The sequence below is a fragment of the Solidesulfovibrio aerotolerans genome, from assembly GCF_009856865.1.
Taxonomy (GTDB): domain Bacteria; phylum Desulfobacterota; class Desulfovibrionia; order Desulfovibrionales; family Desulfovibrionaceae; genus Solidesulfovibrio; species Solidesulfovibrio aerotolerans.
This window is the reverse complement of record NZ_WVUD01000008.1, coordinates 56,707-71,216: the sequence shown is the minus strand read 5'-3', so window position 1 is coordinate 71,216 and position 14,510 is coordinate 56,707. Positions and strand designations below refer to the sequence as shown.

General features: G+C 62.6%; 14 protein-coding genes. 7 read left to right on the top strand and 7 right to left on the bottom strand.

Annotation, left to right across the window (positions count from 1 at the left end; all coding sequences use genetic code 11):
* Window positions 1–194 precede the first annotated feature (194 nt).
* The 3 genes from rd (at window position 195) to GTA51_RS06865 (ending at window position 2,206) form a co-directional block, all read left to right on the top strand.
* Window positions 195–353, top strand: a complete 159-nt coding sequence (gene rd / locus GTA51_RS06875; RefSeq protein WP_160959779.1) for a rubredoxin — start codon at window positions 195–197, stop codon at window positions 351–353.
* Between the two features lie 44 nt (window positions 354–397).
* Window positions 398–1,603 (top strand): FprA family A-type flavoprotein, encoded by a 1,206-nt coding sequence (locus tag GTA51_RS06870; protein WP_160959778.1) that lies wholly within the window; start codon window positions 398–400, stop codon window positions 1,601–1,603.
* 153 nt (window positions 1,604–1,756) lie between these two features.
* Entirely contained in the window at window positions 1,757–2,206 is a 450-nt protein-coding gene (locus GTA51_RS06865; protein WP_160959776.1) for a PPC domain-containing DNA-binding protein, read from the top strand.
* Window positions 2,207–2,449: 243 nt separating this feature from the next.
* On the opposite strand, the gene GTA51_RS06860 is transcribed toward GTA51_RS06865, so the two are convergent.
* From GTA51_RS06860 to GTA51_RS06845, 4 genes are all read right to left on the bottom strand, one after another.
* Entirely contained in the window at window positions 2,450–2,725 is a 276-nt protein-coding gene (locus tag GTA51_RS06860) for an HU family DNA-binding protein (RefSeq protein ID WP_160959775.1), read from the bottom strand.
* A 118-nt stretch (window positions 2,726–2,843) separates the two neighbouring features.
* Window positions 2,844–3,242, bottom strand: coding sequence for a Ros/MucR family transcriptional regulator (locus tag GTA51_RS06855; protein WP_160959773.1), 399 nt, complete (start codon window positions 3,240–3,242; stop codon window positions 2,844–2,846).
* 346 nt (window positions 3,243–3,588) lie between these two features.
* Window positions 3,589–3,957, bottom strand: a complete 369-nt coding sequence (locus GTA51_RS06850) for an Hsp20/alpha crystallin family protein (protein ID WP_160959772.1) — start codon at window positions 3,955–3,957, stop codon at window positions 3,589–3,591.
* Window positions 3,958–4,045: 88 nt separating this feature from the next.
* Window positions 4,046–4,459, bottom strand: coding sequence for an Hsp20/alpha crystallin family protein (locus tag GTA51_RS06845; RefSeq protein ID WP_160959770.1), 414 nt, complete (start codon window positions 4,457–4,459; stop codon window positions 4,046–4,048).
* Between the two features lie 242 nt (window positions 4,460–4,701).
* Between GTA51_RS06845 and htpG the strand changes: the two genes are divergently transcribed.
* Both htpG and GTA51_RS06835 read left to right on the top strand, forming a co-directional pair.
* Window positions 4,702–6,612, top strand: coding sequence for a molecular chaperone HtpG (gene htpG / locus GTA51_RS06840; protein ID WP_160959769.1), 1,911 nt, complete (start codon window positions 4,702–4,704; stop codon window positions 6,610–6,612).
* Between the two features lie 163 nt (window positions 6,613–6,775).
* Window positions 6,776–8,047 carry a GGDEF domain-containing protein gene (locus GTA51_RS06835; RefSeq protein WP_160959767.1) on the top strand — a complete coding sequence of 424 codons (1,272 nt, stop codon included), beginning with the start codon at window positions 6,776–6,778 and terminating at the stop codon, window positions 8,045–8,047.
* Window positions 8,048–8,200: 153 nt separating this feature from the next.
* On the opposite strand, the gene GTA51_RS06830 is transcribed toward GTA51_RS06835, so the two are convergent.
* Both GTA51_RS06830 and GTA51_RS06825 read right to left on the bottom strand, forming a co-directional pair.
* A complete protein-coding gene (locus GTA51_RS06830) occupies window positions 8,201–8,905 on the bottom strand; it encodes a class I SAM-dependent methyltransferase (protein WP_160959766.1) in 705 nt (234 codons plus the stop codon).
* Between the two features lie 62 nt (window positions 8,906–8,967).
* A complete protein-coding gene (locus tag GTA51_RS06825) occupies window positions 8,968–9,675 on the bottom strand; it encodes a cyclic nucleotide-binding domain-containing protein (RefSeq protein ID WP_160959764.1) in 708 nt (235 codons plus the stop codon).
* Between the two features lie 106 nt (window positions 9,676–9,781).
* Between GTA51_RS06825 and GTA51_RS06820 the strand changes: the two genes are divergently transcribed.
* Both GTA51_RS06820 and GTA51_RS06815 read left to right on the top strand, forming a co-directional pair.
* A complete protein-coding gene (locus GTA51_RS06820) occupies window positions 9,782–10,414 on the top strand; it encodes a 4Fe-4S dicluster domain-containing protein (protein WP_160959762.1) in 633 nt (210 codons plus the stop codon).
* Window positions 10,411–11,721 (top strand): 4Fe-4S binding protein, encoded by a 1,311-nt coding sequence (locus GTA51_RS06815; protein ID WP_160959761.1) that lies wholly within the window; start codon window positions 10,411–10,413, stop codon window positions 11,719–11,721. Before GTA51_RS06820 ends, GTA51_RS06815 begins: the two co-directional genes overlap by 4 nt.
* A gap of 106 nt (window positions 11,722–11,827) precedes the next feature.
* Here GTA51_RS06815 and GTA51_RS06810 read toward each other — a convergent pair whose 3' ends face one another.
* The gene (locus GTA51_RS06810) at window positions 11,828–14,050 is read right to left on the bottom strand and encodes a methyl-accepting chemotaxis protein (RefSeq protein WP_160959759.1); all 2,223 of its coding nucleotides are present in this window, start codon (window positions 14,048–14,050) and stop codon (window positions 11,828–11,830) included.
* Between the last annotated feature and the right edge of the window lie 460 nt (window positions 14,051–14,510).

Genomic DNA, 14,510 nt, shown 5'->3' with positions numbered 1-14,510 from the left:
GGTAATTTTACCCCGCGCCTCCTGTCGGCGAGGCCGATTCCGTGGCGTGCCCCGGCTGTCGTCAGATGGCCGCTGTTGCGTTGATGGAAGATGACCTTGTTGCCGCTCAGGCAAGGGTGCCCCGGGCAACCCGGCGCTGAGGGCAAATAAGGATCGCCAAGCCAGCCAACCTTAAGCAATGGAGCAGCAGCATCATGGACAAATACGAATGCAGCATCTGTGGCTATGTGTATGACCCCGCCGCCGGCGACCCGGACAACAACGTGGCCCCCGGCACCAAGTTCGAAGACGTGGCCGAAGACTGGGTCTGCCCGGTGTGCGGCGCGCCCAAAAGCGAATTCAACAAAGTCTAACCCGTTTCATCCGCCGCTCTCCGGGCGACACTTTGAGGATTTCCATGCACCCTGTTGAAATATGCAAGGATGTCTACTGGGTCGGGGTCGTCGATTGGGATTGCCGTGATTTTCACGGCTACATGACCGCCCCCACCGGGACAACCTACAACGCCTTTTTGATCAAAGACGAAAAAGTCGCCCTGTTCGACTCGGTCAAGGCCGGCCACGGCAGCGAAATGCTGTGCCGTCTGGCCCATGTGGTCAAACCCGAAGAGGTCGATTACCTCATCGTCAACCATGTGGAGATGGACCACTCGGGCGCGCTGCCCGAACTGGTGGCCCGCACCAAACCCGAAAAGATCTTTACCTCGCCCATGGGCGAGCGGGCCCTTCGCGCCCATTTCGATTGCGCCGACTGGCCCATCGAAGTGGTCAAGACCGGCTCCACCGTGTCGCTGGGCAAGCGCACCCTCCAGTTCCTGGAGACCCGCATGCTCCACTGGCCCGACAACATGGCCACGTTTATCCCCGAAGACGGCGTGCTCATCTCCTCCGACGCCTTTGGACAGAACTGGGCCACCAGCGAACGCTTTGCCGACGAAGTCAATCGCAGCCTGCTGGGCAAGCAGCTCGACCGCTACTTCGCCAACATCGTCCTGCCCTTTAGCCCCATCGCCCAAAAGACCATCGAGACCATCGAGACCATGGGCCTGGATGTCCGGTTTGTCTGCCCGGACCACGGCCTGATGTTTCGCACGCCCGAGGATGTGGCCTGGGTGATCGAACGCTACAAGGAACTGGCCGCCCAGAAGCAGAAGAAAAAAGCCGTGCTGGTCTTTGACACCATGTGGCATTCCACCGAGCGCATGGCCCACGCCATTGCCTCCGGCCTCATGGAGCAGGGCCTGACGGTCAAGCTCATGAATCTGCATATGTTTGACCATTCCGATGTCATGGAAGAGGTCTGGGACGCGGCTGCGGTCTTTGTGGGTTCCGCCACCCACAACAACGGCATGCTGCCCAAAGTGGCGGACATGCTGACCTACATGAAGGGCTTAAAGCCCAAGGGCAAGATCGGCGGGGCCTTTGGCTCCTATGGCTGGAGCGGCGAGGCCGCCAAGGACATTGCCGCCTGGCTGACCGACATGGGCATGGAAATGCCTGTTGCGCCGGTGCGCCTGCTCTACGTGCCCACCCACGAACAACTGGCTGCCTGCACGGAAATGGGCCGCACCATCGGCAAGCTCGTGGCCGACAAGCTCGGCTAACGCGCCTCCTGTCACCGACTGTCAGGGGAATCGGGCTGCGCGTCCGGTTCCCCTTTTTTTTAAAGGCTGCGCCGGTAAGGGCTGGCGGCCGGGGCCGGCGACACCGCGCCCCCCGTTGTCCCTGGCGCGGCAGACTGCCAAAGCGAGGACGCCATGATCGTTTCCGAAGGCCGGCTCGGCCGGGTGTTTGTCTTGCGGCTGGGCGACGGGGACCGCATCCCGGACGCCATTGAGGAGTTTGCCCGCACGCGCGGCGTGTCTTCGGCGCTCGTGGCCGCCTTGGGCGGCGTGGAAAACGGCCGGCTGGTCACCGGGCCGCAGGACGCCACGACCATGCCGCCGACAGCCATGCTGACGGCCATTGACGCCGTGCACGAGGCCGCGGCCGTGGGCACGATTTTTCCCGGGGCCGACGGCGCACCGCGCCTGCACATGCACGCGGCCCTTGGCCGGGCCGGCGAAACCCGCACCGGCTGTGTACGCCCCGGGCTCGATGTCTGGAAGATCTTCGAGGTGGTGGTCATCGAGATGACCGGCCTGGATCTGGCCCGGGCCAAAGACCCGGAAACCGGGTTCGAGCTGCTCGGCCGGGCTGTAAGCTGAGACGCTGCCGCACTTGGGCCGCGGCCCTGGCCGCCGCTCCGGGGCCGTCGCTCTCGGAGAGACGCTCTTGGCCCGTCCTCTCGCGCCGTCACCCTGGGCCGCCGCTCTGGGCCGTCACGCTGGGGCCGTCGCCGGGAGCGCAGCCCGGGAAGCGCCGCACTCCCGGTACGCGGGCAGCGCCTCCAGCCACAAAAAAAGGCCGTGATCGCTCACGGCCTTTTTTGCATGCGGCTGCAAAAAAACTTACTTCACGGCATCCTTGAGGGTCTTGCCCGGGGTAAAGCGCACGGCCTTGGAAGCAGGGATATCAATGGGATTGCCGGTGCGGGGGTCACGGCCGGTACGGGCCGCCCGCTCGGACACCTTGAAGGTGCCAAACCCGGTCAGGGTAAGGGCCTCGCCCCCGGCCAGGGACTCCTGGATGGCGGCCAGGACGGCGTCGAGAACCTTGCCGGCTTCGGCCTTGGTGGCGATGGCGGCATTGGCCTGGATCTTGGCGATGATGTCGGTTTTAGCCATGTGCGTGCGATCTCCTTATCGTTGGCGCGCCAACTCCTGCGGGGGACACCAGGGCCTCAGGCAGAAAACGGTGCGACCGATTCGCATATTCGTTGCCCTCATACCGAAAATCGCCCCATTAGGCCACAACTTTCCCCTTCTTCTCCCACAGGCGCATATCCTGCATCTTTTTGCGCCGCTCCCGCTGCAAGGACTTGCACACCAGGGGCATGGTCTTTTTAAACCCGTGCTTGGCCTTGTACGACTCCGGGGTCAACCCATGGGTGGCCAGATGCTTTTTCGTGATGACCTTAAATGTCTTGGCGCATTCCAGGCAGGTGATGGATTTTTCCTTCACCGCTTTTTTAGGGTCCATCGCCACGGCGGTCGCGTCGTCAGCCTCAGTCAGGCCGAGGCTGATGGCGCGGATACCGGCGGCCAGACAGCGCACCATGGAAGAAATTTCCTCATGAGTCATTGTGCGCACCGAAGCCTGGGCTTTGACAATTTCCAGTGCGCTTTTCAAATGGTCGTCCATGCAGTCTCCTTCGTGGCAATTGCTTGTGAATCTCGTGAGCCTTTCAGTTCTTTCTCCTTTTTGTCAATTGCAAAGTCACCATGCGCCAACGCAGGAACCACGACTACGGCACAGACACAACAGCCCTTTTGCTCTCGATCCTTGCATTACACTTTTGAAATGCACCACGAGCAGCCGTTTTCAGACGCCGGCTGCTGTTTTTCAAAAACGTGACACGAAAAAAGCCGGGATGCGTCCTACGCATCCCGGCTCAATCGCCGACCGCTTTCCAGTCGGATTCCCGTAGAGTCTTGCGCGGCGGCTGCAGCCGGCCTCAATGTCGCTCTTAGGCGGTTGGCCCCTTGCTTCAGCCGGCCTGAATGTCGATTTTGCGCGCTTGGACCCTTTCCAGACGAGGCAGATGCAATTCCAGCACCCCGTCGCGCAACGTCGCCCGAATGCGCTCCTTGTCAACGATGTGCGACACCGTATAACTGCGAAAATACTCGCCGCCGCCAAATTCCACATGGCCCAGTTTCTGGCCCTCGGGCAGCTTGTATTCGGCTTTGCCGGATACCTTTAACTCGTCTTCGTTGAGGTCAATGACCAATTGCTCCTTGGACACGCCCGGCATATCGACATAAATATAGAAACCGTCTTCTTTCTCGATGATGTCGGTGGCCGGTTTGACCCGGGGCAGCCGCCGTTCTTCGGCCTTGGTTGCTTGTTCCGCCATGGCTTTCCTCCTTGCGCTTAAGGACTCTGATCGCCTTCTTCGGTCACTTTGCCCGGCCGCCCGGTCGGGGCACCGGTTCAGATGCCGCTTACATCGCCTCGATGTTGATCTTTTTGGGCCGGTTCTCATCGGCCTTGGGCAGCACCACCTCAAGCAACCCGTCGCGCATGGTGGCTGTCACCTTGTCGCGGTCGACGCCGGCCTGGATGTTGACCACCCGCTGAAACACCCCGGTCGGGCGCTCCTGGCGGTAGTATTTGCCGCGCTCGACCTTGCGCTCGCCCTTGATGACCAGACTCGAATCGGTCAGGGTCAGATCGAGATCGGCAATGGCCATGCCCGGAATCTCGCAGCACACGTAGAGGTTGGCGTCGTCCTCGCCGATATTGACCGGAGGATAGGCCATGCTGCGCTGGCTGATGGCCATGGACGGCCAAAGCGTCTCGAACAGCCGGTCAAAGGGCGTCGTTGTGCCGTAAAACGGGCTCAGATCGATGACCATAGATGCTCCTCCTGACAGTTGGACTCTTATCAAGGCAAAATAAACAAGCCGCAAGCCGTGTCAATGCCCGAAACGCATTTGCAAGGTCTTCCCGCACCGGCCTTGACAGGTCCGGCCGGCGGGTTATTTCTTTCTCAATACATACTCTGGGGATGCGTCCCCAAGACTCCGCCCTGCCTGTGGGGACGGCGTCTTTTTTTCGGCCGACCGGCCATGATCAAACGGAGAAAGGAGATACGCCCATGTCCGCCACCGCTGGCGAAACCCACGAGTTTCGCGCCGAGATCCGCAAGCTCCTGGATATCATCACCCATTCCATCTACACCAACCGCGAGATTTTCCTGCGGGAACTGGTGTCCAACGCTTCCGACGCCCTGGACAAACTGCGCTTCGAGCAAAGCCGGGGAACAACCGTGGCCGATCCCGATGCGCCCCTTGAAATCCGCATCACCACGGACAAGGAAGCCGGCCGCATCACCATCGCCGACACCGGCTGCGGCATGACCCGCGACGAACTCATCGACCATCTGGGCACCATCGCCAAGTCCGGCACCGAAGCCTTCATGCGCTCGGTGGCCGACAACAAGGACGCGGCCTCCAACCTGATCGGCCGCTTTGGCGTGGGCTTTTATTCCGTTTTTATGGTGGCCGACAAAGTGGCCGTGACCTCGCGCTCCTTTGCCCCGGACGCCGCGGCTGCCCGCTGGATTTCCGACGGCTCGGGCAGCTTTACCGTAGAGGACGTCGAGGGCGACGTGCCGCGCGGAGCCAGCATCGAAATTACGCTGAAGGAAGAGGCCAAAGAATACGCCGATCCCGAGCGCATCAAGGCTGTGCTGCGCACCCACTCCAACTTCATCTCCTTTCCCATCCTCGTTGATGGTGAGAAGACCAACACCATCCCGGCCCTGTGGCGGGAATCCAAGTTCTCGGTCACGCCGGAACAGTACAAGGAATTCTATCAGTTCCTGACCTATGACAACGAAGAACCGCTGGCAACGATCCACGTCAGCGTGGACGCGCCGGTGCAGTTTACGGCCCTGCTCTTTATTCCCAAAAACGGCCTGGGGCCTATGGCCTTTCGCGAACAGCTCCACCACGGCCTGGACCTCTACGTGCGCCGGGTGCTCATTTCCAAGGAAACCAAGGAACTCATCCCGGAATATCTGGGCTTTGTGCGCGGCGTGGTGGATACCGAAGATCTGCCGCTCAACATCTCCCGCGAGACGTTGCAGGAAAACGTGGTGCTGCGCAAAATCCAGTCCGTGCTGGTCAAGCAGATTCTCGACAAGCTCAAGGCCCTGGCCAAGGAAGACCCGGCCAAATATAATGCATTCTTTGCGGCCCACGGCCAGGGTTTCAAGCTCGGCTACGGCGACTACGCCCACCGCGAGGCCTTTGCCGAGCTGGTGCGCTTTGATTCCTCGGCTCTGGAGCAGGCCGACGGGGACGCAGACAAAGCCGGCCTGACCTCCCTTGCCGACTACGTCACCCGGGCCCGCGACGGCCAGAAATCCATCTACCATCTCTCCGGGCCGTCCCGGGCGGCACTCGACCTCAACCCGCACCTGGAAGTCTTTCGGGCCAAGGGCTTGGAAGTCCTCTATCTCTACGAGCCGGTGGACGAGTTCATCATGGATTCCATCGGCACGTACAAAGAGCTGACGCTTAAATCCGCCGAACTGGCCGACGCTGCCGAGCTTGATGCCTTTGAGGGCACGGCCGAAGCGCCCAAAGCCCCGGAAATGACGGCCGAGGAATCCGGCTCGATGGACGACTTCTTAAAAGCCATCAAAGAAATCCTGGGGGAACGCGTCACCGACGTGCGCGTCTCCACCCGGTTGACCCAAAGCCCGTCGTGTCTGGTGTCGCCGGATGACCGCATGACGTCCAGCATGCAAAAGATCATGCGGCTGGTCAGCAAGGACACCTCGGTCCCGAAAAAAGCCCTGGAGATCAACCGCGACCACGGGTTGATCCGCAATCTGCTGGCCATCTATCGTCGCGACGCCGCTGATCCGTTTATCGGCAAAGCAGTTGAGCAGCTCTACGACTCGGCCCTGTTGCTGGACGGCTACCTGTCCGATCCGCACCAGATGGTGGCGCGCATCAATGATCTGCTGGCCGACGCCAGCGCCCTGCACGCCAAATAAGCGCTGCTGCACTGCCGCACACGGCGACGGCCGGGAGAGGATGGATGTCCTCTCCCGGCCGTTACTCTTTATCGCGTCCGGCCTGCCGGCCTGCGGTGCACCGTCGCAGGCCGCCGGCCATCACCGGCTTGCCTATTGCTCTGCCCTGGCCTACAGAATCACTATGGCAAACCCTCAACAGGACGACATCGCCCGGCGCAACCGCCGCTTCAAACGCAGCCTCACCCTGCGCTATATTGCCGCCTTGACCCTGGCCGCTGCCATGGCCCTGACCTCCTACGGTCTGTTTCGCCACAGCATGGACACCATCGACCAGGCCGCTGCCACCACCGCGCTGTTTGGCTCCCAACGTCTGCTGACCCAGCGCGTCCTGGCCCAATGCCTGCTCCTGGCCGCTGCCGCCGCTGCCGATGACGATGAACAGCGTCGCGACATCAAGGGCCGCCTTACGCAGGCTGTGGCCGTCCTGACCGTCAACCACGACCGACTGCTGGCCGACCTCGACGCCCCCGATTCCCTGGCCGCACGCTCGCCCGAACTGCGCGACATCTATTTTAAACCGCCCTACGACCTCGACCGGGCCATGCGCCTGTTTATCCTAAACACCCGGGCCTTTATAGATACCGAAGCGGCCCGCCCGGCCCTGTCCGACCCGGCCTTTCGCAATCTGCTGGCTTTTGGCGAAAACGAACTGCTGCGCGACTTGAATGCCGTGGTCCAGCAGTACCAGCGCCTGGCGCTTTCGCGCCTGGCCGTGCTGCGCCGCCTGGAATTCGCGGCGGCCGCCGCCATGCTCGCCATCCTGGCCGCCTCGGGACTCGTCGTCTTTCGGCCCATGGTGCGCCGCATCTGCGCCGACCGCGAAAGCCTGCAGGGTGCCAACGAAGCCCTGGCCGAACTGGCCGTGACCGACCAGTTGACCGGTGCTTACAACCGGCTCAAATTCCATGAGGTCATGACCAGCCAGGTCAGCCGCGCCGCCCGGTACAACGAGCCGCTGGCCGTGGTCATGTTCGATATCGACCATTTCAAGGCCGTCAACGACACCTACGGCCACGCGGCCGGCGATGACATGCTGCGCGAGATCGCGCGTCGCGTCTCGGCCGCAACCCGTGGCGTGGACTGGTTTTTTCGCTACGGTGGCGAGGAATTCGTGGTGGCTGCGCCCCACACCAACCTGGGCAACGCCGCCCTTTTAGCCGAAAAACTGCGCCAGCTCATTGCCAGCGCACCCTTTCCCCATGGCATCAGCGGCAGTATCAGCCTTGGCGTGGCCCAACTGCGCCCGGGTGAATCCGTGGACGAATTGATGATCCGGGTTGACGCGGCGTTATACGCTGCCAAAAATTCCGGCCGAAACCGGGTGGCGATGGCGCAGGACTGCCAAGCAGACGACACGAAGTGCGACCAGCCGCCCATCGAGTCAAACGAATAACCAAGCGCCCTGCCTCGTCTCGTGGCGCGTTTGCAAAAATCACCTGCAATGTTACGCAATACGCAAGGGAAAGGTTGGCATTTTGACCATTCGCCCAATGGGGCTGTGCAGCCGCAGCTCGGCTCGGACCGCGGCCCAGTCGACTATTGTGATCTACGCAATCTTTGATACGACCCGCAAGGAATCGACCGAAAGCACTTCGCCATACTGGCCGCCGGCCAAGAGTTCGTTATAAAACGTTGTCACTCCTTGAAAACTCTCAATATCATGAAAGACAGCCAAGCCTTCTGGAACGAGCCACTCGGACCAGCACTCAAAATCTCTCTTGGAATCTTCGTAGGAGTGGTCGCCATCAATAAACAATAATCTTATTGGGTGTCTCCAATCAGCAGCAGCAGCACATGAACTCTTTTTAATCACAGAAACTCGATCACTAACCTTGGCACGATTCAAATTATGAATAAACACATCATAAAGATTGTTATTTTTTACAAATGCTGACTCATGATCGCCTCCTTCTCTATGTTCTGGAGATCCTTCAAAGTGATCGACAGCAATTACTTTCTCACGCCGAGCCTCTTTTGAGCCTCTGGCAAGATAGGCTGTTGACCTTCCAGCATAGCTTCCTATTTCCACTATAGTGCCAATGCCAGGGCCAAATTTTGACAACAAATAAAGCGCGTAGCCTTCTATCGGGTCAAGGAATCCTTCAATAAAAGCGAACTCATCGGTAATTAACCAATACCCTGAAACAATCGAAATATTGGTGAGTATTTTTTCAAAGTCGCCGGTGAGCTTCGAGAAAATACCGCTGCCGCTTGCTTGTCTGGCCTTGGAATCATCTTCATCTCTTTTCATGAATTAAAACCTCGTAGGGGTTGCCACATCACAAGAGTGCGCTATTGCCCTTGCAGCTTGCCTTAACGGGCTGCCGGCCCGAACGGCGGCGTCCCAGCCGCCGTGCCCGCAGCCAGGGCTTCCAGGCGGCCGGCATCCAGAATTTCAATGGCGCTGCCGGACAGGCTGATCAGTCCGTCGTCGGCAAAGCGGCGCAGCACCCGGGACAGGGTTTCCGGGATGGTGCCGAGATAGGCGGCCAGTTGCCCCTTGGGCAGATCCAGGGAGAGCAGCTTTTTTTTGCTTTCCGCACCCAGAAGCAGCAAATGGGCGGCGAGGCGGGCCGGCACTTCGCGCAGGCTCAAATCCTCAAGTTTTTTGACGAGTTGGCGCAGGCGCATGGAGAGCAGCCCCAGCATATTCAGGGCCAGATCCGGGTCGTCGGCCAAAAGGCGGCGAAAGCGTTCGCGGGGAAAGAACAGATAATCGCCCGCTTCCAGGGCCTGGGCGCTGGCCGGGTAGACCCCGCCGGCAAAGACCGCCACTTCGGCAAACACCTCGCCCGGGCCAAACACATGGACGATATGCTCCTTGCCCGCCAGCGACGTCTGGTAGATGCGCACCTTGCCCGAGGCCACCGAAAAAAAACCCTCGGCCGGGTCACCCGAAAAAAAGATGTCCTCACCGCGCCCAAACCGGCGCACTTCGGCGATGCCGGCCAAAGCGGCCAGTTCCTTGGCACCAAGACCGGCAAACAGACCGATGCCGGCCACGGCTTGGGCTTTATCCACGACGCTCCCCCGTTTTTGACGTAAGTCAAGGCAGGCTGGACGCGCTTGCGCCATCTTTGGCGGCAACCGCCCCCGGACACACAATCCGCCCCACAAAGGACGCGCCATGCCAGTTCCCGCCATCCTACTGGAAACCTGCCGGGGTGTTAAGCCGTCCTGCTGCCCCCACGCCGCGCCCCTGGACTGGGACTGGGTCGCCGCCCTGGTCAATCTGGCCGCCGCCGCCCCGCAACCGCCGGCCGTGGCCGCTCTGGCCCGCCCGCTGCGCCGCCATGAGCAGTTCCGGCTGGCCGTGTGCGCCTGTCCCAACGGCTGCGTGCGCCCGCAAGTGGCCGACCTGGGGCTGGCCGCCGCCCTGGCCGTGGCCGTTGATCCGAGCCTTTGCACCGGCTGCGGCCTGTGCGTTGCGGGCTGCCCGGACCGGGCCATGGCGCTACGCGCCGGCAAGGCCGTCCTTGATGCCGCCGTCTGCCAGGGCTGCGGCCAGTGCGCCGCCGTTTGCCCGACGCAGGCCATAGCAACCGGCCGGGTCGGCTTTCGAGCCTTTCTTGGCGGGCGTCTGGGCCGGCGACCGCACCTGGGCTGCGACCTGGGCCACAGTCTGCCCCCGGCCGACGCCCTGGCCCTGGCCGAGCGCAGCGTTGCCGCCTATGTGCGCCATATGCGCCCCGGCCTGCGCTTTGGCGACATCCTGTCCCCGGGCGGCCTGCCGGGACTGCCGGCCTGGGTGCTATCGTGACTGCGGCCGGCGTTCTCCTGCAAATTCTCGGGCTGCTCGTTTTTGCCGCCCACAGCCTGCGCCTGGGCGAGCTTGGCCTCACCGCATCGTGTCTGGCCCTGGTCGGTCTGGTGTGCAGCCGGCAGGGCTTTGCCCGGCTGATCGTCGGCCCGGCGCTGCTGGCCATGGGCTTGGCCTTTGTCGTCGTCGCCCGGGACATGGCGCTCTTTCGGTTGGCGGCCGGGATGCCGTACCTCCGTCTGCTGGCCATCATGGCCGGGGTGGTGGCGGTGTGCGCGGCGGGCGGGCTTTTCGCTTTTTCGGCCCGGGGGCAGGCGTTTTACCGGCGCGGCAGCGCGGCGGCCCTGGCCCAGGCGGCGGCCTTTTGGCTCGCGGCCGGGCTGCTGGCCCTGGCCCGCGCCAAAGTGTCCTTCCCCATCCTGCTGGCCGACCGTTTCTTTCCGGGCTGGGGACTCTTTGAGATCACTGCCCTGGCCGGTTACGCCGCCTGGCTCACCGGTCGTATGCTCAACGCGCCGCACACCGGCCCCTTGCGCTCGCGCTATTGGGCGGCCTTTTCGCTCGTTTTTTTCGGCCAACTCGCCCTGGGTCTGGCCGGCGAAACAATATTCCTCATGACCGGGGCGCTGCATCTGCCGGTGCCGGCGCTTATCGTCGCCGGCCCGCTCTACCGGGGCGGCGGCTATTTCATGCCCATCCTCTATCTGTCCACGCTGCTGCTGGTGGGGCCGGGCTGGTGTTCGCATTTGTGCTACCTCGGCGCGGCCGACGACGCCTGCGCCCGCCTGGGCCGGGGCACACCCAAGCGCCTGCCCGGCAAACTCGGCTGGTGGCGGCTGGCGACCTTGGCGCTGGCGGTTGGCGGGGCTTTGGGAATGCGCTGGGCCGGGGTTTCGACCCTGGCAGCGGTCTGGGCAGCGGCGATTTTCGGGGGCATCGGCTTGGTCGTCATGGCAACGCTGTCGCGGGCGACCGGGGTCATGGTTCATTGCACGCTGTATTGCCCCATCGGGCTGCTCGGCAATGTGCTGGGGCGGATCAGCCCCTGGCGCATCCGCATAGGGGAAGGCTGCGACGGCTGCGGCCGGTGTACGCGGGTGTGCCGCTATCTGGCCCTGTCCCCGGCTGATTTGGAACGCGGCCGGCCCGGCGCGACCTGCACCTTATGCGGCGACTGTGTGGGGGCCTGCCCTGGCGCGCGCATCGCCTTTCGCTTTCCCGGCTTATCGTCGACGGCGGCGCGGCAGGCCTTTTTCGCGCTGGTCGTGGCGCTGCACGCGGTGTTTTTGGGGGTGGCGCGGATATAGGAAAAAGCACGAGCCGTGGGCGGTCAACACGCTGTATCCCGGGCTTGGCAGAACCTCGCCGTGTTCCGACAACAACGATTGGAACACGGCGAGGCACCGGGGAAGCTCAACTCCGGGCGCGCGCCAGGGCCGGAGGTCTCACCCCCGCACCGGCCAGGGCCGTGGCCCCGCTTTCGTCTTTCATATCGGCAATGAGTCCTTTGAGCGCCTGGGCCTGTTCGGCCAATTCACCGACGGCCTGGGCCGACTGGCGCATGGCGTCGGCCGTTTCAGACGAGATCCGGCTGACGGCATCGATGGAGCGGTTGATCTCCTCGGACGTGGCGGATTGTTGTTCGGCCGCCGTGGCAATGGAACGCACCTGCTCGGAAGTCGTTTCCACCAAGGAGACGATGCCCTTGAGGGATTCCCCGGCCTGCCGGGCCATGGCCGTGGCCCCGTCGATGGAGGTCACGGCCTGCTCCACGTTGTCGATATTTTTGCGGGCACCATCCTGGATGGATCGGATGGCGTCACCGACCTCCTTGGTGGCAACCATTGTCTTTTCGGCCAGCTTACGGACCTCATCGGCCACCACGGCAAAACCCCGCCCGGCCTCACCGGCCCGAGCCGCCTCGATGGCGGCATTCAAGGCCAGCAGATTGGTCTGGTCGGCGATGTCGGAGATGACGTTCAGGACGTTTCCGATGCCCTCGGCCTGCCGGCCCAAGCTCGTCATGTCGGCCTTAAGCGACGTGGCCTGGGTCTGGACCGTACCGATGCCCGTGATGACATTGGCCACGATCCCGGCTCCGTCCTCGGCCCGTGTCCTGGCGTTTTCGGCAGCCGAAGCCGCCTCGCCGGCATTGCGGGCATCTTCCAGCACCGTGGCATTCATTTCTTCCATGGCCGTGGCCGTCTCGGCCACCCGACCGTTTTGCTCTTCACTGCCCCGGCTCGACTGCCCGACCTGGGCGGCCAGTTCATCGGACGCTGAGGACAGAATCTCCACCACGTCTTCGAGCCGGGCCGCAGCGTGCAGCATACCTTCGGTCTTGGCCCGCTCGGCTGCCTGCCGGGCCGCCTCTGCCTCCTCGCCGGCCCGGGCCGCCCGGTCCGACTCCTCGCCGGCCAGACGGGTCTTTTCGTCGGCCTCGGCGATCTTGCTCCGAAGTCCGTCCACCATCTCCCGCAACGCGTCGGCCAGCCGGCCGATTTCATCCCGCTGCCGGATTTCGATGGGATGGTTCAGGTCGCCCGCCGCCACAACCTGGGCGGCCTGCGCGATCTGCCCAACCGGCCGGACGATGGCCCGGGCGATCAGGAAGACGGCGGCAATGAGGAGGATCAGGCCACCCAGGCACAACCAGAAAAGCACCATCTGCATGTGGCGGGCATTTTCCAGCATGGCCTCTTTCGGGATGCCGACGATAAAACTCCAGGCCCCGGCCACGCCTTCAAGCGCCACAGGCGTCATGCTGTAGAGCATCTCCTGGCCCGTGCTCGGCGATTTCTGGGAGAACAGGAAACGCGATCCGTTTTTGAGGGCCTCGGCCACCGCCACCTTGTTGGCGGCGTCCAGCAGATCACCGGCCTGTTTTCCGATGAGGCCTTTCTCGGGGTGGGCCACAATCATCCCCGTATTGGACAACAACACGCCGTAGCCCCCGCCAAAAACCGAGATGCTCGAAACAAGCCGCTGGAGATTTTCCAGGCTCAGATCCAGGCCGGCCACCCCCTGGCCTTTCTCCAGCAGGGGAACGCATGCGCTGACCATCATCCGCTTCTTGCCGGCCACCTCGTATTCCGTCGGTTCCACAAGCAGCGTTTTTTTCGTCTCAAGGGTCAGCCAATACCACTTTTCCCCCTCGTCGCGGGTACCCGCCGAGGGTGTCGTGGTATGGGTCTGCTCAACGCCGGCCTCGCCCCGGATCAGGTAAGGCAGAAAGCGCCCCGAGGCCTCGTGCAGGGCATCCGCGTTCGCAAATTCCCGGTCCCTGCCGTCAAAGGCGTCTGGTTCCCAGGCGGTCCAGACCCCGAAAACATTGGGCAACACGTCCAGGGTCCGTCGCAGCAGACCGGCCACAGCAGCCCGGTGGGGCTGCTCGGCGGCCCGCTCGCTGGCAACAGCCGCAGCCAGAACCTTGGCGGCGCTGATGGCGGCATTGAGTTCCCCCTGCACCACGCCGGCGTAGCGGGCGCTGACTTCCTCTCCAAGCTGGCGCGTCTCGATGGCAGACTTTTCCTCCATTTCCATTTGCACCACAATCATGATGGCTGCAAACACCCCAACGCAGACCAGGGAAACGGGGAAAAGAATTTTATAACGCAACTGCAAATCTTTGAACATACACAGCTCCGATAGACAAAAGTCCGACATGCTCTCCCACGACAACGCCTTGGAACCCTGAAAAATTACACTACGCTGCGTATGTGACAATCATAAGGCCGCACTCCCGGGCCTCTATCGCGAGACCGCCCGGGTGATGCCGGCTTCGGAAAAACGGGCAGCCCGGGGGCACCTTTCCGATAGTCGCTCCGGCGAAGCGCCCAGGACACCTGCGGCTCTGGCCACGGCCGTTGGCTACCAGACGCGCCTTGACCTTTTTCCCCCATCCCGTACTATAGTCCCCCTATTCCCCAAAAGGTTTCCCGTCCCCGCGTCAGGGGACGCCGCGCCCGCGCGACTCCCCGACGCCACGGCAAACACGGTTGCGGATTCACTGCCTTTCCGGCTTCGCGACACCGGTCCCCCAAAAAAATGCGGACCTCTCGAAAATAATGCGCCCTTTTGACTTAGGTCAAACCGC